This window comes from Lysobacter sp. yr284 (genome assembly GCF_900107375.1).
Lineage (GTDB): Bacteria > Pseudomonadota > Gammaproteobacteria > Xanthomonadales > Xanthomonadaceae > Lysobacter.
This window is the reverse complement of the sequence record NZ_FNPT01000001.1, coordinates 145,546-165,777: the sequence shown is the minus strand read 5'-3', so window position 1 is coordinate 165,777 and position 20,232 is coordinate 145,546. Positions and strand designations below refer to the sequence as shown.

Annotated in this window: 21 protein-coding genes; 10 read left to right on the top strand and 11 right to left on the bottom strand. The window is 71.5% G+C overall.

Translation table 11 applies throughout. The annotated features are described in order from the left end of the window. Positions 1-249 precede the first annotated feature (249 nt). Entirely contained in the window at positions 250-702 is a 453-nt protein-coding gene (locus BLV01_RS00595; protein WP_139178355.1) for a hypothetical protein, read from the top strand. Between the two features lie 150 nt (positions 703-852). Here BLV01_RS00595 and BLV01_RS00590 read toward each other — a convergent pair whose 3' ends face one another. From BLV01_RS00590 to purB, 5 genes are all read right to left on the bottom strand, one after another. Beyond that, a complete protein-coding gene (locus BLV01_RS00590) occupies positions 853-1,773 on the bottom strand; it encodes a GNAT family N-acetyltransferase (RefSeq protein WP_091793119.1) in 921 nt (306 codons plus the stop codon). Then, on the bottom strand, positions 1,770-3,011 hold the full coding sequence (locus BLV01_RS00585) for a cupin domain-containing protein (RefSeq protein ID WP_091793117.1): 1,242 nt from the start codon (positions 3,009-3,011) through the stop codon (positions 1,770-1,772). Before BLV01_RS00585 ends, BLV01_RS00590 begins: the two co-directional genes overlap by 4 nt. A gap of 168 nt (positions 3,012-3,179) precedes the next feature. After that, the gene (locus tag BLV01_RS00580; RefSeq protein WP_091793115.1) at positions 3,180-3,578 is read right to left on the bottom strand and encodes a VOC family protein; all 399 of its coding nucleotides are present in this window, start codon (positions 3,576-3,578) and stop codon (positions 3,180-3,182) included. A gap of 262 nt (positions 3,579-3,840) precedes the next feature. Continuing rightward, positions 3,841-4,791 (bottom strand): subclass B3 metallo-beta-lactamase, encoded by a 951-nt coding sequence (bla, locus tag BLV01_RS00575; RefSeq protein ID WP_091793113.1) that lies wholly within the window; start codon positions 4,789-4,791, stop codon positions 3,841-3,843. A gap of 286 nt (positions 4,792-5,077) precedes the next feature. Beyond that, entirely contained in the window at positions 5,078-6,454 is a 1,377-nt protein-coding gene (gene purB, locus BLV01_RS00570; protein WP_091793111.1) for an adenylosuccinate lyase, read from the bottom strand. Positions 6,455-6,842: 388 nt separating this feature from the next. On the opposite strand from purB, the gene BLV01_RS00565 reads away from it, so the two are divergent. From BLV01_RS00565 to yiaA, 3 genes are all read left to right on the top strand, one after another. Next, positions 6,843-8,312, top strand: a complete 1,470-nt coding sequence (locus BLV01_RS00565) for a class II fumarate hydratase (RefSeq protein WP_091793107.1) — start codon at positions 6,843-6,845, stop codon at positions 8,310-8,312. Positions 8,313-8,850: 538 nt separating this feature from the next. Continuing rightward, positions 8,851-9,030, top strand: a complete 180-nt coding sequence (locus tag BLV01_RS00560; RefSeq protein ID WP_091793105.1) for a hypothetical protein — start codon at positions 8,851-8,853, stop codon at positions 9,028-9,030. A 641-nt stretch (positions 9,031-9,671) separates the two neighbouring features. After that, the gene (yiaA, locus tag BLV01_RS00555; protein WP_091793103.1) at positions 9,672-10,103 is read left to right on the top strand and encodes an inner membrane protein YiaA; all 432 of its coding nucleotides are present in this window, start codon (positions 9,672-9,674) and stop codon (positions 10,101-10,103) included. A gap of 31 nt (positions 10,104-10,134) precedes the next feature. Here the strand turns inward: yiaA and BLV01_RS00550 are convergent, their stop codons facing one another. The 6 genes from BLV01_RS00550 to BLV01_RS00525 form a co-directional block, all read right to left on the bottom strand. Further along, entirely contained in the window at positions 10,135-10,680 is a 546-nt protein-coding gene (locus tag BLV01_RS00550) for a YggN family protein (protein ID WP_091793101.1), read from the bottom strand. Positions 10,681-10,777: 97 nt separating this feature from the next. Further along, on the bottom strand, positions 10,778-11,557 hold the full coding sequence (locus BLV01_RS00545; RefSeq protein ID WP_091793099.1) for a DUF4097 family beta strand repeat-containing protein: 780 nt from the start codon (positions 11,555-11,557) through the stop codon (positions 10,778-10,780). A 111-nt stretch (positions 11,558-11,668) separates the two neighbouring features. Then, positions 11,669-12,613 carry an ABC transporter permease gene (locus BLV01_RS00540; protein WP_091794559.1) on the bottom strand — a complete coding sequence of 315 codons (945 nt, stop codon included), beginning with the start codon at positions 12,611-12,613 and terminating at the stop codon, positions 11,669-11,671. An 80-nt stretch (positions 12,614-12,693) separates the two neighbouring features. Further along, positions 12,694-13,593 carry an ABC transporter ATP-binding protein gene (locus BLV01_RS00535; RefSeq protein WP_057947756.1) on the bottom strand — a complete coding sequence of 300 codons (900 nt, stop codon included), beginning with the start codon at positions 13,591-13,593 and terminating at the stop codon, positions 12,694-12,696. After that, the gene (locus BLV01_RS00530; RefSeq protein ID WP_057947755.1) at positions 13,590-13,982 is read right to left on the bottom strand and encodes a GntR family transcriptional regulator; all 393 of its coding nucleotides are present in this window, start codon (positions 13,980-13,982) and stop codon (positions 13,590-13,592) included. Before BLV01_RS00530 ends, BLV01_RS00535 begins: the two co-directional genes overlap by 4 nt. A 3-nt stretch (positions 13,983-13,985) precedes the next feature. Then, complete coding sequence (locus tag BLV01_RS00525; protein WP_091793097.1) at positions 13,986-14,480, bottom strand: hypothetical protein; 495 nt, start codon at positions 14,478-14,480, stop codon at positions 13,986-13,988. A 147-nt stretch (positions 14,481-14,627) separates the two neighbouring features. Between BLV01_RS00525 and BLV01_RS00520 the strand changes: the two genes are divergently transcribed. From BLV01_RS00520 to BLV01_RS00495, 6 genes are all read left to right on the top strand, one after another. Then, positions 14,628-15,257, top strand: coding sequence for a glutathione peroxidase (locus BLV01_RS00520; protein WP_091793095.1), 630 nt, complete (start codon positions 14,628-14,630; stop codon positions 15,255-15,257). A 249-nt stretch (positions 15,258-15,506) separates the two neighbouring features. Further along, entirely contained in the window at positions 15,507-16,451 is a 945-nt protein-coding gene (locus BLV01_RS00515) for an FKBP-type peptidyl-prolyl cis-trans isomerase (protein ID WP_091793093.1), read from the top strand. Between the two features lie 130 nt (positions 16,452-16,581). Further along, positions 16,582-17,430, top strand: coding sequence for an FKBP-type peptidyl-prolyl cis-trans isomerase (locus tag BLV01_RS00510; protein WP_254782463.1), 849 nt, complete (start codon positions 16,582-16,584; stop codon positions 17,428-17,430). A 220-nt stretch (positions 17,431-17,650) separates the two neighbouring features. Next, entirely contained in the window at positions 17,651-18,994 is a 1,344-nt protein-coding gene (locus BLV01_RS00505) for a UDP-glucose dehydrogenase family protein (RefSeq protein WP_091793089.1), read from the top strand. 9 nt (positions 18,995-19,003) lie between these two features. Further along, entirely contained in the window at positions 19,004-19,234 is a 231-nt protein-coding gene (locus BLV01_RS00500) for a SlyX family protein (protein ID WP_091793087.1), read from the top strand. Between the two features lie 10 nt (positions 19,235-19,244). Beyond that, a complete protein-coding gene (locus tag BLV01_RS00495) occupies positions 19,245-20,012 on the top strand; it encodes a DUF2058 family protein (RefSeq protein ID WP_091793085.1) in 768 nt (255 codons plus the stop codon). Positions 20,013-20,232 lie beyond the last annotated feature (220 nt).

The following is a 20,232-nucleotide window of genomic DNA, read 5'->3' as shown; positions in this document are numbered from 1 at the left end:
CCGTTCCGGCAAGGCGGCGCGCGCAGCGGCGCGGACGGGTAATTTCTTGCGGTCGCCGGCGCGGCTTTCAAGCCGGCGCGGCGCCGGCCGCGGTTTAGGCCGCGCTCAGGCTGCCGGCGCCGCGGCGCGGCTGGAATCGCTTTCAGCGCCGGCAGGCGCGAAGATTGTGCGCAACCGCGGACGCTGGCTAGGCTGGCGCCGGGTCCCGGCCGACCGGGACGGACGACAGCGAAGGCGAAGGAGCCGGGCATGCGAAGGGCGATGCGAGCGGGACTGGGACTGTGGCTGGCGACGGGCCTGGGCTTCGGCGCGACCGGCGCGGCGCGGGCCGCGGACGAGGCGGCGGCGGTGGGGCCCAATGTGGAGGCGGTGGTCCAGGGCGGCCGCTGGAGCGATGCGGCCGGCGAGGGCGTGTACCGGGTGATCGTGGCCAGCCAGGGCTTCGAGCACGTCTCCACCGGGGTGCGCGCGCAGTGGAAGGGCGACGGCGGCGAGGACGGCCTGGCCCGGATCGTGCACGAGGCCGAACTGGTGGCGCCGGGGCACTACGCGCTGGGGCCGCCGAAGCTCACCCGGACCGCCGCGGGCGTGCGGGTCGAGTTGCGCGGAGTGGCGACCTACGACAGCCGGGTCAAGGCGGTGTGCCGGTTCGAACTGGCGCCGGGCGGCAAGGTGACGGTGGTCAAGGCCTGCGGCGGGTGACGCCGCGGCTGGGCCTGGGCCCGGCTGCGGGGCCTCGGGCTCTTGTGGGAGGGGCTTCGGCCCCGGTGCTCTCTTTTCGGGTCGCGGCGATCTGAGACAAAAGCATCGGGGCTGAAGCCCCTCCCACAAGAGCCCGGAGCCCGCCGGCGCTCAGATCCCCAGCGCGCGCAACTCGCTGCACGGCCGCGCCCGTTCCCACACCGGTTCGAACCGCGCCCGCAGCTGGCGCGCGCGCGGGCCGCCGTCGATGCGGGTCTCGCCGTCGAAACGGTGGCCGAGCGGGCGGTAGTACCAGCCGTCGCGGTCGTTGACCAGGTAGGCGGCCGGGTCGTTCTGATCGACGGTTTCCTCGATCGCGCGGAACTCGAACGCGGTCGGCAGGCGCTGGGCCAGCCCGATCAGCGGCGCCAGCGCGCGCTGCGGCGCGGCCGGATCGTGCAGCAGCACCCGCACCTGGCCGCCGCCGGTGGCGAAGCGGCGCAGGCCGGCCACCGCTTCGGCGCGGTCGAGCAGGCCCGGGTCGAGGTCGCGGCTGCAGATCCACAGGCCGCGGCGGGCCTGGGCGAGGATCCCGGCCAGCGCCGCCAGCGCGGCCTCGCGGCCGGCGACCGGATTGGCCGCGCCGAGCAGGCGGTACATCGCCACGTGCTCGATCCCGGCCTCGAAGAAGCGCTCGCCGAACGGCAGGAAGCCGTGGCGGGCGTAGAAACCGGTGGCGCCGGCCTGGCTGTGCAGCGAGACCTCGCGCCAGCCCAGCGCCTGGGCGCGTTCGAGCAGCGCCGCCAGCAGGGCCTCGCCGACGCCGCGGCCGCGCCAGGACGCCAGCACCGCCATGCGGCCGATGCGCCGGTCCGGGGTCAGCCGGCCGGTGCCGATCGGCTCGCTGGCGGCGTCGAAGGCCAGCACGTGCTGGCACTGCGGGTCGCGCCCGGCGTCCAACTCCAGGTCCAGCGGCACGTTCTGTTCCCGCACGAACACCGCCTCGCGCACCGCACGCAGGGCCGGCTGGGCGGCGGCGTAGTCCTCGACCGCGACCACCCGGAAGCTGGCGGCGGGGGCGGGCGCGCTCATTCCTCCTCGCCGCCGTCTTCGCCGTCGTCCTCGTCGCTGCCAAGGCGGTAATGGCCGCCGGCGACCAGCGCCAGCACGCAGTCGCGGCCGGCGCCGGACAGGGCCGAGTAGCCGGCCAGGTCGAGTTCGACCGCCGCTGCCAGCGCCTGCGCGTCGCGCGCCGGCAGCGCGAATTCCTGGCCGCTGACGTACAGGCGCGCGGCGCCGCCCTTGGCGTGGGCGCGGCGCCAGGCCATGCGCGACCACGGGTGGCGCCACAGCGCCGCGCCCTGGTCGAGGGCGAATTCGAGCTCGGCCCGCGCCGGCGCCGGCGCGCCGCCGGCGGACACTTCGCCGGCCGCGCGGTAGACGGTGATGAAGCGGCCGAACCAGTCGCCGAGGCGGTCGGGGTCGTTCATGCGCAGCGCGTTGAGCGCCTGCACCGCGCGCTGCATCGCCGCGGCGTCGATCTCGTTGGGATCGCGCGGCGGGGCCAGGTCCGGGTCGGTGTAGCGCAGCGCCTCGTCGGCGTCGCCGGCGAGGGTATCGATGTAGTCGCCCATCAGTTCGGCCGCGGACGGCGCGCGCATGCCGACCGAGAAGGTCAGGCAGGCGTCCTCGGCGACGCCGTGGTGGGGCACGCCGGGCGGCAGGTAGAGCATGTCGCCGGGGCCGAGCGTCCACTCGTGGCTGGGCTCGAACTCGCGCAGCAGCTTGAGTTCGGCGTCGTTGCGGAACTCCTGCGGCGGGTTGGGGCGCGCGTCGATCTGCCAGCGCCGGTGCCCCTGGCCCTGCAACAGGAACACGTCGTACTGGTCGACGTGGGCGCCGACCGAGCCGCCGGGCGCGGCGAAGGAGATCATCACATCGTCGATGCGCCAGCGCGGCAGGAACGAGAACGCCGGCAGCAGCGCGGCGACGTCGGCGTCCCACTTGTCCACGTCCTGCACCAGCAGCGTCCAGTCCTGCTGCGGCAGCCCCGGAAAATCGGATTCCTCGAACGGCCCGTGGCGCACCGAATAATGATCGCGCGCGCGATCGTGCTGGATCAGCCGCGCCAGCGCGCCTTCCTCGCAGGCCAGGCCGGCGAGGTCCTCGGGCTGCAGCGGCGACTGCAGGCCGGGGAAGGCGTTGCGGATCAGCAGCGGGCGTTTTTGCCAGTAATCGCGCAGGAACGCGGCCGGGTTCATGCCCAGCGGCGGGCGGCGGGCGGCGTCGATCTCGATCGGGAAGGCGGGGGCGGTTTTCTGGGTGGCCATGGCGGGCGGCGGTGGGGCGATGCGCGGAAAAACCCATTGTCGCTCATCGCGCGCGCCGCCGCCGCGACGGCGAACGCACGCATGGCCGTTGCAGGCGCGGCGCGGGCCGCGGTTACGCCGAGCGCCGTCGAGGCGACCCGCGGCCCGCCTGCGCCGGCCGCGTCGCGCTCATGCCGAAATTTCGTCGTACCCGCGGCCGAGGAACTGCAACAGGCACCAGCCGTGCCCGAACGGATCGGACAACTGCACGATCCGCCCCCAACTGGCCTTGCGCGCCTCGCCCTCCTGGCGCGCGCCGGCCGCCAGCGCGCTGGCCAGGGCCGCGTCGAGGTCCTCGACCACCACGTCCAGATGTAGCGGCGTCCAGTGCCGTGCATAACCGCGGGCCTGGTCGCCGGCGCCGAGCGAACCCTCGGGCTTGTGCAGCAGGTAGATCGGCGCCGGCCCGCCGAGCAGCTCGACCGCGTCGCCGCCGATGCGGCGGCCGACGTGCAGGCCGAAGGCGCGGGTGTAGAACGCGAGCGCGGCGTCGAGGTCGGGGACGTCGAGGTTGATCAACAAGTGCATCGCGGGGCTCCGCGGACGAGTGCGGGCAGTGTGCGCGGGCGGATGCTAAGGCGGTGTGGGCGTAGGGTGTGGCGGTGCGGGCGTGGGCGCGGGGCGATGGTGCGGGGCGATGGTGCGGGTGGATGCGGCCGGTTGCGACTGTGAGAGGGACTTCAGTGCCGACGATTTTCCGTCGATTCGCCGCGATCGGATCGGAAAGCGTCGGGACTGAAGTCCCTCCCACAAAGGCGTTCGCGCGTGCCTGCAAACCGAGCGCTGCGGCTCAATGCGCGGCGGGGGCGGGCTGCGCGCGCTCTTGCTCCAGCCGCGCATCGAGCTTGGCCGCGCCGACGGCCGCATATGCGCGGCAGGCACCGGTATCGACCAGCGGCTTGCTCGCCTGCGGCCCGATGCGTTCGAACAGGTCGCTGGCGCCGGGATGCGGGGTCAGCAGGATCTCGCACGGCAGCGCGGCGACCGTCTCGATGCCGCGCCGGTACGCGGCCAGCGCGCCCGGATGCGCGGCGTCGTCGCTGTAGCGGTACACCTTGTCGCTGAACGGAGTCAGGCTGTCGGCGTAGACGACGGTGCGGCATTGGCCGGCCTCGTCGCAGGAGCGCCAGGTCCAACTGGTGCCGCCGGGCGTGTGGCCGGGCGTCGCATGCGCGGTCAGTTCCAGCGCGCCCAGCCGCAGCGCGTCGCCGTCGCCGATGCGTTGTACCGAGGGTACCGGCGCGAAGCCCGCCACGGTCAGGAACTGCGGATCGCCGCGGTCGCCCTTGCCGCGTTCGAGCGCCGTCGCCGCCGGTTCGCGCGCGACCACGCGCGCGCCGGTGTCGCGCGCCAGCCGGGCGATGCCGCCGGCGTGGTCGATGTGCTCGTGCGAATTGAGGATGTAGCGCACTTGCCCGGGATCGAAGCCGAGCGCGCGGATATTGGCTTCGATGCCCGGCACGGCGCTGTCGATGGCGCCGTCGATGAGGATGTGGCCGGCCTCGGAGGTGATCAGGATCGCGCTGATGCTGCAGGTGCCGACGTACCAGGTATTGCCGTGGATATGCCGCGGCGCGGTGGGATCGTCCCACTTGGGCTTGGCCGGGCAGGGCGCGATCGCGACCGCGGCCGCGACCGCGGCGTGCGCATCGCCGCGTTGCGGCGCGTTGGCGCAGCCGGCGAGCAGCGCAGAAGCGATCGAAGCGATCGAAGCGGCCAACAGGGCGGCGGGCAGACGCATGCGTGGAATCCTGGCGGGGGCGTGGCGATCACTATCCCCGATCCGGATCCGGCGCGGATCAAAAAGAAATTGCGGCTGCGCCAAGCAGGATTTTTATCTCCGCCCGATCGCATCGCAGCCTTCGCAGGAACGGCGCGAGCCGCGACCGCGACCTCGCGGCTAGCGAGCGGGCCTCATCGCAGCCAGCGCCCGGCAAGGCCAATGAAGCTGTCGGCGCGGTTGCGGATTCGCGGTCGCGGCTTGCGCCGCTCCTACAGGCAGGAGCGCAGCCGCGCCGCGAGCTGGATCAGATCTCGCGCGCCAACTTCTCGGCCAGGCCGACGTAGCTGCCCGGCGTCATCGCCAGCAGCCGCTGCTTGTCGGCCTCGGGCAGTTCCAGCGAGGCGATGAACTCGCGCATCGAGGCCTCGTTGATGCCCTGGCCGCGGGTCAGCGCCTTGAGTTGCTCGTAGGGGTTGGGCAGGCCATGGCGGCGCATCACCGTCTGCACGGCCTCGGCCAGCACTTCCCAGGCGGCGTCGAGGTCGGCGGCCAGGCGCTCGGGGTTGGCGCTGAGCTTGCCCAGCCCGCGCAGCAGCGCATCGAAGCCGATCAACGCGTGGCCGAACGCGGTGCCGAGCGCGCGCAGCACGGTCGAGTCGGTCAGGTCGCGCTGCCAGCGGCTGATCGGCAGCTTGGCGGCGAAATGCTCGAACAGCGCGTTGGCGATGCCGAAGTTGCCTTCGGCGTTCTCGAAGTCGATCGGGTTGACCTTGTGCGGCATGGTCGAGCTGCCGACTTCGCCGGCCTTGACCGCCTGCTTGAAATAGCCCAGCGAGATGTAGCCCCACACGTCGCGGCACAGGTCGATGCAGACGGTGTCGATGCGGCGCTGCGCGTCGCAGACTTCGGCGATGCCGTCGTGCGGCTCGATCTGGGTGGTGTAGGGCTGCCAGTCCAGGCCCAGCGAGGTCACGAAGCGCTGCGAGAACGCGGCCCAGTCGATGTCGGGGTAGGCGGCGACGTGGGCGTTGTAGTTGCCGACCGCGCCGTTGATCTTGCCCGGCATCAGCGCGCCGGCCAGGGTCTCGCCCTGGCGCTGCAGGCGCGCGACCACGTTGGCGATCTCCTTGCCGACGGTGGTCGGCGAGGCGGTCTGGCCATGCGTGCGCGAGAGCATCGGCAGCGCGGCGTGCGCGTGCGCCATCGCGCGCAGTTTCTGGATCAGCTCGTCGAGCCTGGGCAGCAGCACGTCCTGGCGCGCCTGGTTCAGCATCAGCGCGTAGCTGAGGTTGTTGATGTCCTCGCTGGTGCAGGCGAAATGGACGAATTCCAGCGCCGGGCCGAGTTCGGCGTCGTCCTTGAGGCGCTCCTTGATCAGGTACTCGACCGCCTTGACGTCGTGGTTGGTGGTGCGCTCGATCTGCTTGACCCGCGCCGCGTCGGCGACCGACAGGTCCTGGGCCAGCGCACGCAGGCGCGCGGCGGCGGCGACGGAGAACGGCGGCAGTTCGGCGATCGCCGGCTCGTCGGCCAGCGCCAGCAGCCATTCCACCTCGACCTTGACCCGGGCCTTGATCAGGCCGAATTCGGAGAAGATCGGCCGCAGCGCGTCGACCTTGCCGGCGTAGCGGCCATCGAGCGGGGACAGGGCGAGCAGGGCGGTCTGGGGGTCGGCGGACATGGCACGCAGTGGGGAGGAAAACAGTCGCGCATTCTACCCCCTGGGCCCGCGGCGTGCCGGAAGCCCCGGCAGGAGCGGCGCAGGCCGCGCACGCGGGGCGACGCGATCGCGCCGCGAACAGGCGGCCCCGCGGTCGCGGCGTGCGCCGTTGCCGCACGGGCTTCGGACATACCCTGCAAGATCGGGCGGAAACCGCGACCGGCCTCGACGGCTACGGCCGGCGCGGCGATCATGGGCGCCGCCAGCGCAATCCAGCCAGCAAGGTCGCGGTGCCGGGCTTGCCTCAGTCCCGAAGCGTTGCGGCCCGGTTACAGCGATGCGCGGCGCAGGCGCCGCGCGTTCCCTCATACGACTCAAACGGTCCCCTACGACTCAAACGGAGTTGGCAATGGCGAGCAAACGCAAGACCCCGGCCCGCGGCGAACGCGCGGTGGCCGGCAGCACCGGCGGCGCGGCCGCGGGCTACCGCCTGGAACACGACAGCATGGGCGAACTCAACGTCCCAGCCGCGGCCTTGTGGGGCGCGCAGACCCAGCGCGCGGTGCAGAACTTCCCGATCTCCGGCCAGCCGATGCCGCGCGAGTTCATCCGCGCGCTGGCCCTGGTCAAGGCGGCCGCGGCGCAGGTCAACGGCGGCTTCGGCCTGCTCGACCCGGGCGCGGCCGAGGCCATCGCCAAGGCCGCGCGCGAGGTCGCCGACGGCGGCTTCGACGCGCAGTTCCCGATCGACGTCTACCAGACCGGTTCGGGCACCTCGAGCAACATGAACGCCAACGAGGTCATCGCGACCCTGGCCTCGCGCTCGGGCAAGCACGCGATCCACCCCAACGACCACGTCAACCTCGGCCAGAGCTCCAACGACACCATCCCGACCGCGATCCGGGTGTCGGCGGCGCTGGCGGCGCACGAACACCTGCTGCCGGCGCTCAAGCACCTGCGCAAGACCATCGAGCGCCGCGCCAAGGAATTGAGCCGCACGGTCAAGACCGGCCGCACCCACCTGATGGACGCGATGCCGCTGACCTTCGGCCAGGAGTTCGGCGCCTGGGCCGCGCAGCTGGATTCGGCCCAGCAGCGCATCGAGGACGCGCTGCGGCGGCTGCGCCGGCTGCCGATCGGCGGCACCGCGATCGGCACCGGCATCAACGCCGATCCGCGCTTCGGCAAGGCCGTGGCCAAGGCGCTCAGCGCCGCCGGCGGGGTGCGTTTCGAATCGGCCGCGGACAAGTTCGAGGGCCTGGCCTCGCAAGACGACGCGGTCGAACTGTCCGGCCAGCTCAGCGTGCTGGCGGTGGCGCTGACCAAGATCGCCAACGACCTGCGCTGGATGAATTCCGGCCCGCTCGCCGGCCTGGGCGAAATCGAACTGCCGGCGCTGCAGCCGGGCAGCTCGATCATGCCGGGCAAGGTCAATCCGGTGATCCCCGAAGCGCTGGCGATGGTCTGCGCCCAGGTCATGGGCCACCACACTGCGATCACCGTGGCCGGGCAGAGCGGCAATTTCCAGCTCAACGTGATGCTGCCGCTGATCGCCTACGACCTGCTCGATTCGATCCGCCTGCTCGCGCGCGCGATGCCGCTGCTGGCCGACAGCGCCATCGCCGGGCTCAAGGTGCGCGAAGCGCACGTGCGCGAGGCGCTGGACCGCAACCCGATCCTGGTCACCGCGCTCAATCCGATCATCGGCTACGAGAAGGCCGCCGCGATCGCCAAGCGCGCCTACAAGGAAGGCCGGCCGGTGCTGGAAGTGGCGTTGCAGGACAGCGGGCTGAGCGAGAAACAGCTGCGCAAGCTGCTCGATCCGGCCGCGCTGACCCGCGGCGGTATCCGCGCCGGCGGCGGTGGCGCGGGCGGCTGAGCGCGGCGGCGTTCGCGCAGCGCGCGATTTGATGCACAATCGCACCGATCGCTGCGCTGCAGGCGGGGGAAACCTCGGCGCAGAATGTTCCAGCATTTAGTTTCGCGACCGGTGTGGGATTTTCCGGCGCATGCGCCTGTATATCCTCGCTGCTCGGGAGGAATATCCAAGCGCGAGCGCGGATAATATTCCAACCGGGGCGGGCAGGGGCGCCGCAACGCGGGTGCGGCCGGAGTTTCCGGCGCCTCCGCCGGACCGTGCGAGGGCGCGGTCCGCGCCGGCGTCCAGGCCCGCGACCTCCGCAACGATGCCGCGATGCGGCATCGTTGCGGGAAACCGGCGGTTTCGGCCGCCGCAAGACGTCCGTCGCGGTCCGGCGCGGGCGCGGGGTTATTGAGCGGTAACCCTGCGGTCATCACGGATCAGCCGCGGCGGGATTGAAGTAACTGTCGTTCGCGCGAGGCAGGATGCGGCGCGCGCACGAGTTTCCCCGCAGCCCCTGGCCGCCCGGCCAGCCATAACTAATGGAGCCTCGCTCATGAAGTCCAATCGTTTCCTTCGGTACGCCGCCATCGTCTCGCTGCTGGCCTGCGCCGCCTGCAAGCCGCAGTCGATTCCCTACTTCGACAATGCCCATGTCGACCTGAGCGGACGCGCCGCTCCGGCCGCGGTGGACGCGGCCAAGGTCGCCGTCGCCAGCGTCCGCACCGCGCACTGAGGCCGCGTCCCGGACCGGGATTGCCCGGTCCGGGCCCGCGCGCCGCAACGGCGCGCGCCCGGCGCGCTGCGTGCGCCGCGGCCGGCGCTCGGCCGGTGGCCGGGGTTTGGCGTTGGATCGGGCGGTGCGGATCGGCCCGCGTCAGGCTCGGTTCTGCACGCCGGCGCCAAGTAGGGGCCTGCTCGATCGCAGGCGAAGCCGGCGTTCGGATTTCCCGATTTCGGCACGCATTAAGTGGGCGTGCGTGAGATTTTGTTTGTTTCTGCACACGCCTGCTGCAGCGGCGGCGCATGCCGCACAGGCATCGCGAGGCTCGGGGCACCCGCCAGCGCTTGAGGCCTGTGCGAGCCGATCGACGCATCGCGACGAATTCTTTGCTTGAACATTCCGCCTTTCGCGTGCCGGCGACCGGTCGCTGCGTCTAGCCGCGCCGGCATCGGCCGCTGCGATGGCGCGCGGCGCGTGCCGCCTCCCGCGCATGGCGGCGCAGCGCCGGCCGCCGTGCCGCCGTGCGGATGACAGCTGCCGCGGCGCTTGGCATAGTGCCGGCGCGGGCTGGGAGCGTCCGCACGGCAAGCCGCCCGCGCGGGCGGCGGATCTCTGGCGTGCGCCGGCCGCTACTCACTCAAGGAAGCGATGCTATGAACCGTGCCATCTCCCGCAAGCCCACCGCGGCGTTCGTCGGCGCCTCGTGGGGCGCGCTGCTGCTCGGCTCGCTGGCCTACCTGGTCGGCCTGTGGAACGCCTCGACCATGCAGCTCAACGAGAAGGGCTATTACCTGACCCTGCTGCTGTACGGCCTGTTCGCGGCCGTGTCGGTGCAGAAGTCGGTGCGCGACCGCATGGAAGGCATTCCGGTCACCAACATCTACTACGGCCTGGCCTGGTTCTCGGTGATCAGCGCGCTGACGTTGCTGTTCGTCGGCCTGTGGAACGCCGAGCTGGCTTTCAGCGAGAAGGGCTTCTACGCCATGGCCTATGCGATGAGCCTGTTCGCCGCGATCGCGGTGCAGAAGAACACCCGCGACAGCGGCGACGGCAGCGAACGCGTGGAAGAACGCAGCTTCGATTGATCCGGCGCCGCGGCCGGCCGCGGCGGCCGGCTCAGCGCTTGCGGCAGTCGTCGCCGGCGCTGGCGGAAATGCGCGCGTACGGCTCGAACTGCGGCAACGCCGCGCTCAGCCGCTGCTGCACGTCGCGCAGCGCCTGCACGCGTCGGCACAGCTGCAGCGCCTGCGCTTCCAGCTTGTCCGCCTCGGCCTGGATCTTGGCCTCGGTCTGGTCGGTGTTGCCGTCGCGCAGGTCCTGAGCCACGGTGCTCAGGGCCTGCCCGGCCATCGCCGCGCCGGCCTTGCCGATGGCGACGCCGTCGTGGCGCATGCCCATGGCCTGTTGGTAGAACTCGCGGCCCAGCGCCTGTTGCGCCGGGGTGAGCGCCAGCGCGCCGCCGTCGATGGCGATCGCGCCGTCGGGGCCGATCTGCGCGCTGCCGCCGGCGCCGCGCAGCAGCACCTTGTCGCCGGCCATCGAGATGTGGTCGATCACCGACACGTGCACCTCGCCGTCGGGCAGGCGCGAACAGGCGCCGGCGAAGGCGGCCGCGAGCGCGGCGGCGAGCAAGGCAACGGCGGACGAGGTGCGGGCGGTCATGGACGGGGCTCCGGGCGAAGCGGGTGTGGGATGGGGAAGGCGGGAAAGGGCGGTCGCGGCGATGCGGACGGCGCGCCGTCCGCATCGATGCAGGCGGTCAGTCCTGCTTGGGCACGTCGACCCGGCCGGACACGCCGCGGTGGTTGACCGAGCCGCTGCCGATCCGGGCCACGCGCAGGTCGCCGCGCACGCCGTCGACTTCCAGGTCGCCCGAGCCGATGCGGTCGAGCGTGACCGACCCGGCGACCTGGTCGAGGTCGACGTCGCCGGAACCGACCGTGCCGATGCGGACGTCGCCGCCGACGTTGCGCGCCTTCAGGTCGCCCGAGCCGAGGCTGACGATCTGCAGCGGGCCGATGTCGCGCAGCACGATGTCGCCGGAACCGACCGAGGCGACGGTGAGGCCGCGCACGTTCTCGATCGAGATGTCGCCGGAATCGACGTCGGCGCTGAGCGCGGCGACGTTGCGCACCGAGGCGTCGCCGGAGCCGACCTTGAGCTGCACGCGCAGGTTCTGCGGCACGCTCGCGTGCAGCCGCATGTAGCGGTGGCCGCTGAAGCTCAGACCGAAGCGCTTGGAGTGCTCGGCGGCGACCACCAGCTTGTTGCCTTCGCGGCGCTGGGTCAGGGTCAGGCCGGCGAGGTCGGCGGGATTGCTGGCGCAGGCGCGGCCGGTGACCGCGGGCGCGCCGCTGCCGCCCTCCAGGACCAGGTCGTCGGAACCGATCTCGAACACCACCGCGTCCACGCCGCGCAGGTCGAGCGAGAGGTTGCGCGGCTGGGCGTTGTCGCAGCGGTCGGCGGCGAAGGCGGCGCCGGGCAACAGCGCGGCGCAGAGCAGGGCGAGCAGGGGGCGTGCGGAAGGCGAGAAGCGCATGGCGGGGTCCTGGGCAGGAACGAAGGGTAAGGCTGGGATGCGCTGGGGGCCGGCAGGGTTGAAAGCCCGGTTGCGTTGGATCGTGACCGATCCCCGCCGGCCAGCGGCGGCTCAGCCGTCGTCGCGCCAGCGGCGCAGGCGGATCGCGGCGTAGATCATGGCCGCGCCGAGCGCCGCGCCGATCCACAGGTCGGCGGTGGCCAGCACGTGCAGGCTGTTGACCGAATCCAGTTGGCTCAGCGCCTCGGTGCCCTTGAGCGCGGCTTGTTGCGCGTCGCCGTTCATTTGCTCGTGCAGGAACCAGGTGCCCGGTACCACGCTGAGCAGGCCGCGCAGCGCCACCGTGTACCAGATCGCGCCATGCGGGATCTCGATGCCCGGCATGATGTCGAGGAAGCTCACGAACACGCAGGCCAGCAGCGGGATCACCACCGCCCAGACGAACGGCACGCTGCGCGCCCAGGCCGAGCACAGCATCAGCCAGCCCACGGTCGGCAGCGCCCACAGCGCGTACACCGGCACCGACACCGCCAACTCGCCGAGCAACTGCAGCGGATGGGCCTGGGTGAAGATCGCGTCGGCGCCGGGGAAGCCGTTGAGCACCGCCGCCAGCCACGCCAGCACCCACATCACCAGGCCCACCGCCAGGCCGATCGCCGCGGCCAGCAGCGGCGCCAGCAGCAGCGCCCACACCAGCTTGGACAGCACCGCCTGGGTGTCGGAGACCGGCAGCGACTTCCAGAACAGGATGCTGCGGTCCTTGCGCTCGTCGTAGATCGAGCCCAGCGCGTAGAAGAACACCACGAACACGAACACCAGGCAGACCATGCCCAGGCCGCCGGCCAGGGCGGCGTCGCCGATGCTGCCGGCGCGGCCGATCTCGCCGCCGCTCATCTCGAAGTTGATGCCTTCGCCGTGCTGGTTGGCGACCTTGCGGAACAGCACCGAGCCGCCGATGACGCCGAGCACGGTGAAGACGATGGCGATGGCGCCGGCGATCAGCGGGCCCCACAGGAAGCCGCCGCGGTGTTCCCAGAACTCGCGCTTGAGCAGCATCACGAACACCCGCGACGGCGGGATCGCGGCGGCCGCGCGCGGAACGGCGGCGGGTACGGAGAAGTCGTCGGTGGCGGCGTTCATGCGTAGGTCCCCTTCATGGTGGCGACGAACAGGTCGGCCAGGCCCGGCGTGCGGGTCTCGCCGAGGCCGTCGAGCTGGGCGGCGGCGACGCCGTCGAACAGCATCACGGTCTTGCCGAACGGCAATGCGCGTTCGTCCAGCGGCCCGAGCGTGCGCGCGTGCTCGGCCTTGTCGCGGTCGACCAGCACCTCGACGAAGCGCTCGCCGACGTTCTCCATCGGGCAGTCCAGCACGATCTTGCCGTCGCGGATGAACATCACGTCGGTGAGGATGTGCTCGATCTCCTCGACCTGGTGGGTGGTGACCACGATGGTCTTGTTCTCGTCGAAATAGTCCTCCAGCAGGCGCTGGTAGAACTGCTTGCGGTAGAGGATGTCCAGGCCCAGGGTCGGCTCGTCGAGCACCAGCAGGCGCGCGTCGATCGCCATCACCAGGGCCAGGTGCAGCTGCACGATCATGCCTTTGGACATTTCGCGCACGCGCAGGTCGGGCTTGAGCTGGGTGCCGTGCAGGAAGCGCTCGCACTTGGCCCGGTCGAAGCGCGGATGCACGCCGGCGACGAACTCGATCGCCTCGCGCACCCGCAGCCAGCGCGGCAGCACCGCCACGTCGGCGATGAAGCAGACCTCGCGCATGAGTTCGTCGCGCTGGGTGCGCGGGTCCAGCCCGAGCACCGACAGTTCGCCTTCGAACGAAGTCAGGCCGAGCACCGCCTTGAGCGCGGTGGTCTTGCCGGCGCCGTTGGGGCCGATCAGGCCGACGATGCGGCCGGCGGGGATGTCGAAGTCGGTGCCGGCGAGCGCGGCCTTGTTGCGGTAGGTCTTGCGCAGGCCGCGGGCGCGGACCACGGCGCCGGCGGCGTCGCGCAGGGGCGGGGTATGCAGGGAGTGGGTCATGGGGCGTCCGCCTTGTGGCTGCCGTTGGTGGCGGCCGGTTCGCCGGCCAGCAGTTCCTCGGCGCGCAGGCCGAGCCGGGCGATGCGTTCGAGCACCAGCGGCCATTCCTCGCGCAGGAAGCGGTCGCGCTCGTTGAGGAGCAGTTTCTTCGCGGCTTCTTCGGTCACGTACATGCCCAGGCCTCGGCGTTTTTCGACCAACGCCTCGTCGGCCAATTCCTGGTAGGCGCGCGAGACGGTGATGGGATTGAGTTGGTATTCGGCGGCGACCTGGCGCACGGAGGGCAGGGCGTCGCCCGGCTTGAGCACGCCGTCGAGCATCATGGCGACGACGCGCTCCTTGAGCTGGCGATAGATCGGAGCGCCGTCGCTCCATTGGATTGCGGTCATGGCTCAGCCCCGCGACAGGAAGGAGAAATAGGGCATAACGAGATTGCTGCGGTTGCGGCGCGCGGCGCTTGCGGCCTTGCGCTTGGGTTCGGCCGCCGGCTCGGCGGCGGGGGAGGACGGGGCGATGGCGTTGGCCAGCGCGGCCAGGTCGCCGACGTCGCCGGCCAGCGCGCCGGCCAGGCCGGCCAGTTCGCTGGCGCGTTCGGCGTTCTCCAACTGCGAGGCGCGCTGCTCGATCTTGCGCACCGCGCCGGCGACGTCGCCGGAACGGGCCTGGGCGCGGGCGAGGAAGGCGCGGTCGAAGCTGATCCGGGCCTTGACCGCGCCCAGGTCGACTTCGATCGGGCGGGTGGCCGGCGCGTCGGCGGCGAATTCGGTCAGCGAAGGCGCCGGGGCGGCATCGGGGGCGGGCAGGGGCAGGGCGACCACCAGGCCCAGCACCAGGGCGCCGCCGGCGGCCATCAGGGCCGAAATCGAATGATGGAGCTTGCGGTTCATATGAACGTCCTGCTCTTTAGTGGGCCGGTGTTGTATGCAACTATAACACCTAAACACGTCGCGTCAATCGCCGCCGACCCAACTAAAGTCATACTGGTCCGGTCCCGCTCCGGCCCCCGCCGGGCTCCCCAGTCACCGAGGCCTGCCATGTCCGTTGTCGCCCCCTCGCATTCCCCCTCCCGGACCCGCCGCCGCGCCGCCGTCGCGCTGGCGCTGGGCCTGGCGCTCGCCGTCGCCGCCGGCGCCGCCGTCGCCGCCGGCGCCGCCGGCGGCCTGCTCGAGCGCAGCTACCGCCCGCTGGCCGGCAAGCAGCCGGTCGACCTGGCCAAGACCTACGCCGGCGACGTCGTGCTGGTGGTCAACACCGCCAGCAAGTGCGGCTTCACCCCGCAATTCGAGGCGCTGGAAGGCCTGCACGCCAAGTACAAGGCGCGCGGCTTCGCCGTGCTCGGCTTCCCCTCGGGCGATTTCAAGGCCCAGGAATTCGAGGACGAGAAGCAGATCCAGGAGTTCTGCACGCTGACCTACGGGGTCAAGTTCCCGATGTTCGAGAAGGTGCACGTGGTCGGCGAGCAGGCCACGCCGCTGTACAAGGACCTGGCCAAGGCCGCCGGCGGCGAGACCCCGAAGTGGAACTTCCACAAGTACCTGATCGGCCGCGACGGCAAGCTGATCGCCAGCTACGGCAGCAAGACCACGCCGGACGATCCGGCGGTGGTCGCGGCGATCGAGCGCGCCCTGGCGGCGCCGGCGCCGAAGGCGTCCGCGGCGCATTGAGCGCGGCGATGGCGCCTTGAGCGCGCCCCGCGCAGGCGCCGCGGCCGGCCGGCGCGGAGCGATCTGGGCGCCCGGTCAGGTTTCCCCGCGGCGCCGCCGGCGTCGCGGCGGAACTAAAACGCCGGTCCGCCGTCACACTGGAGCGTTGCCGCCCACGGCCGCGCCCGCGACAATGGCGGGCTCGCGCCGCGCGGCGGCGCGCCATCCGATTGCAAGATCGATACCCAGGACACCAGGAGCGGGACCCTAATGAAGCCCTTCGTGCGCGGCGCGGCCGTGTTGATGACCACCGCGGCGCTGTTCGCTGGCGCCGCCTCTGCCCAGGACAAATCCGTGCTCGCCAACGAACGCGAAAAAATCAGCTACGCCATCGGCATGGACGTGGCGTCCTCGCTCAAGCCGGTCGGCCCGGACCTCGACGCCGCGGCGTTCGAAAAAGCGGTCAAGAACGTGTTCGACGGCGGCAAGCCCCTGATCACCCAGGACGAGGCCCGCACCGTCGACACCGCGCTGCGCGCGCGCATCGCCTCGCGCGAGGGCAAGCCGGCCCAGGGCACCCCGCCGGGCACGCCGCCGCCGGCGGTCGACAAGACCAAGGTCGGCCTGATGATCGGCACCTTCATGGTCGGCCCGGCCCTGCAGCAGATCAAATCCGAAATCGACCTGCCGGTGCTGGCCCAGGCCGTGCGCACCTCGCTCGGCGGCGGCAAGCCGCTGCTGGCCGACGGCGACGCGCGCACCGTGCTGACCAACTTCAGCGAGCGCATGCAGACCAAGGCCAAGGCCGACGCGGCCGCGGCCGGCGAGAAGAACCTCAAGGAAGGCAAGGCGTTCCTCGACGAGAACAAGAAGGTCAAGGGCGTGTTCTCGACCGGCTCGGGCCTGCAGTACATGATCCTGCGCCAGGGCTCGGGCGAGCGTCCCAAGCCGACCGACAAGGTCAGCGTGAACTACAAGGGCACGCTGCTGGACGGCAAGACGTTCGACAGCTCCTACGATCGCGGCCAGCCGGCCGAATTCCCGGTCAACGGCGTGATCCAGGGCTGGCAGGAAGGCCTGGCGATGATGCCGGTGGGCAGCAAGTTCAAGTTCTGGATTCCGTCCGAGCTGGCCTACGGCCCGAACGGCGCGCCGCCGAGCATCGGCCCCAACGCCGTGCTGACCTTCGAGGTCGAGCTGCTCGACATCCTGTGATCCCCGCGCGCCGCGCGCTCGCGCGCGGCGCGTGACGCAACGTTCAGCCGACGCCGGGCAGCGTGTCCGGCCGGCCATCCACCTTCCGGTCTTCCCGTCTTTTCAGGAGTGCAGTTTGATGAAGCCTTTCATGCGCAATACCGCCCTGGCGATCGCCGTGGCCTCGACGGCGCTGTTCGCCGCGGGCTGCGACCAGGCCGGCAAGCCGGCCGGCGACAAGGCCGCGGCCGACGCCAAGGGCGGCGACAAGGCCGCCGACGCCTCCAAGGACGTCAAGGTCCTGGGCGGCATGAAGTCCGAGAAGGAGCAGAACAGCTACCTGATCGGCATGGACATGGGCCGCTCGCTGGAGCTGCTCAAGGACGACATCGACCTGGCCGTGCTGCAGAAGGCGATGCAGGCCAGCATGAAGGGCGAGAAGGTCGCGCTGACCGACGAGGAAGCGATGCAGATCCGCCAGCGCCTGCAGGAGACCGTGCGCAACAAGCAGGTCGAGAAGATGATGGCGACGGCCAAGAAGAACCAGGAAGACGGCGAGAAGTTCCTCGCCACCAACGGCAAGAAGGCCGGCGTGGTGACCACCGCCTCGGGCCTGCAGTACCAGATCGTCAGCGAGGGCAAGGGCGCCAAGCCCAAGGCCTCCGACACGGTGCGCGTGCACTACAAGGGCACCACCCTGGACGGCAAGACCTTCGACAGCTCCTACGATCGCAACGAGCCGGCGGTGTTCCCGCTCGGCGCGGTGGTGCCGGGCTGGCAGGAAGGCATCGCGCTGATGCCGGTCGGCAGCAAGTTCAAGCTGTGGATCCCGTCCAAGCTCGGCTACGGCGAGCAGGGCACCCCGGGCGGCCCGATCGGCCCGAACGCGACCCTGGTGTTCGACGTGGAACTGCTCGACATCGTCAAGCCCGACGCGGCCGGCCCGGGCGCCGGCGGCGCCGATCCGGCGGCCATGGGCGCCGGTCCGGGCAAGCACTGACCGGACCGCTGGCGGCCTCGGCGCGCGATCCGCGCGCCGGCGCCGCCCGCCGCGTATGCGTTCCCGGCGGGGTCGCCCGCCGGGACGCGACGCCCAGGGCGGCGCGGCGACGGCTTTTGCAGCGCGTCCCGCGTCCCCATACCCTTGCGGCAACCGGCGCCGCCGCGCCCGACGGCGGCCCGCGTCTCCACCGATTCCGCTCCACCCAAGGAACACAGCAATGCGCGTCACCATCTTCGGCACCGGCTATGTGGGCCTGGTCACCGGCACCTGCCTGGCCGACGTCGGTCACGACGTGGTCTGCGTCGACATCGACCAGGCCAAGGTCGAGGGCCTCAACCGCGGCGCGATCCCGATCTACGAGCCGGGCCTGGAGCCGATGGTCAAGGCCAACCACGCCGCCGGCCGCCTGCATTTCACCACCGACGCCGCCGGCGCGATCGCCCACGGCGACCTGATCTTCATCGCCGTCGGCACGCCGCCCGACGAGGACGGCAGCGCCGACCTCAAGTACGTGCTGGCGGTGGCGCAGACCATCGGCCGCCACATCGAGCGCCCGGTGATCGTGGTCAACAAGTCGACCGTGCCGGTCGGCACCGCCGACAAGGTCCAGGCGAGCATCGCCGCCGAACTGGCCGCGCGCGGCGCGCAGGTGGCGTTCGACGTCGCCTCCAATCCCGAATTCCTGAAAGAGGGCGACGCGGTCAACGACTGCATGCGCCCGGACCGCATCGTCATCGGCGCGGCCAACCCGCTCGCGGTGGAGAAGCTCAAGCGCCTGTACGCGCCGTTCAACCGCAACCACGAGCGCATCGTGGTGATGGACGTGCGCTCGGCCGAGCTGACCAAGTACGCGGCCAACGCGATGCTGGCGACCAAGATCAGTTTCATGAACGAGATCGCCAACATCGCCGAGAAAGTCGGCGCCGACATCGAGATGGTCCGCCAGGGCATCGGCTCGGACCCGCGCATCGGCTGGCACTTCATCTATCCCGGCGCCGGCTACGGCGGCTCGTGCTTCCCCAAGGACGTGCAGGCGCTGGCGCGCACCGCCCAGCAGCACGGCTACGGCGCGCGCCTGCTCGATGCGGTGGAGTCGGTCAACGACAGCCAGAAGGGCCATCTGTTCGAGCTGATCCAGCGCCATTACGGCTCTGATGTGCGCGGCAAGACCTTCGCGGTCTGGGGCCTGGCGTTCAAGCCCAACACCGACGACATGCGCGAGGCCTCCAGCCGGCGCCTGCTGGCGCAGCTGTGGGAGGCCGGGGCCAGGGTCCGCGCCTACGACCCGGAGGCCAGCGAGGAAGCGCTGCGCATCTTCGGCGAGCGCGAGGACCTGGTGCTGTGCGACTCGGCGCGCGCCGCGCTGGCCGACGCCGATGCGCTGGTGGTGGTGACCGAGTGGAAGCAGTTCCGCAGCCCGGACTTCGTGCGCGTGCGCCAGGCCCTGGCCGACGCGGTGATCTTCGACGGACGCAACCTGTACCATCCCGACGAGGTCGAGGCCGCGGACCTGGCCTATTACGGCATCGGCCGCGGCCGTTCGATCCGCATCGACGCCTGAGCCGCCGCCGTGAGCCAAGACATCCAACAGCGCCTGGTCGACCTGGAAACGCGCCTGGCGTTCCAGGAGCACGCGTTGACCGAACTCAGCGACGCGCTCGCCGCCGCGCGCAGCGAGGAAACGCGCAACGCGCTGCTGCTGCACCGCGCGCTCGAAGAGATCAAGCACCTGCGCGCGGCGTTCGCCGCGAGCCCCCTGACCGGCGACGCCAGCAGCGAACCGCCGCCGCCGCACTACTGACGAATCTGCAATGAGCGATAGCCTGCGCGACCAATTGCTGGGCCTGGGTTTCAAGCCCGCGCCCAAGCCCGAACGCCACGAACGCAAGGGCGAGGACCGCCGCGGCGGCAAGCCCGGCGCCGGCGGCAAGCCCCACGGCGGCAAGCCGCCAGCGCGCGCCGACGGCGCCGCCCGCGGCGACGGCCGCCCCGGCGGGCCCAAGCCCGGCGCGCACGAGCGCAGCGGCGCGCGGCCCGGCCAGGGCCGCCCCGGCGGCAAGCCCGGCGAAGCCGGCGCCGCCCGTCCGGGCGCCAAGCCGGGCGAGCGCGGCCGCGGCGGCCGTCCCGGCCAGGGCGGGCGCGCGGCCACGCGCGAGGACATCGACCTGGCCAAGGCCTACGCGATCCGCGCCCAGCGCGAGAAGGACGAGCGCATCGCCGCCGAGCAGGCCAAGCAGGAAGAAGCGCGCCTGCGCCGCGAAGCGCGGGCGCGGCTGGCCGAACTGCTCAAGGACCAGGCGCTCAACGTCGCCGACGCCGACATCGCCCGCCATTTCCCGTACGGCGGCAAGATCAAGCGCGTCTACGTGACCGCCGACCAGCTCAAGCAGCTCAATGCCGGCGAGTTGGGCGTGCTGCAGCAGGAAGGCCGCTATCTGCTGGTGACGGCGGCGATGCTGGCCCAGGCCGAGGCGATCTTCCCGCCGGCGGTGGCGCTGAAGGTCGATCCGAACGCGCCGGCGCAAGACGATCCGTACGCGGACCCGATGTACCAGGTGCCGGACGACCTGGTCTGGTGAGGTTCGCGCGGGCAGGGCGCCCGCGCGGTCCGCGAACGCAGTTTCGACGAAGGCCGCGACGCGAGTCGCGGCCTTCGTTTTGCGCGAGGGCGGCCGCACCGAGCGACGCGGCCGTGTTTCCCTTGTAGGAGCGGCGCAAGCCGCGACCGCGCCAATGCAACTACGACGTCGGTCGCGCCGTAGCCGTCGTTTCGCGGTCGCGGCTTGCGCCGCTCCTACA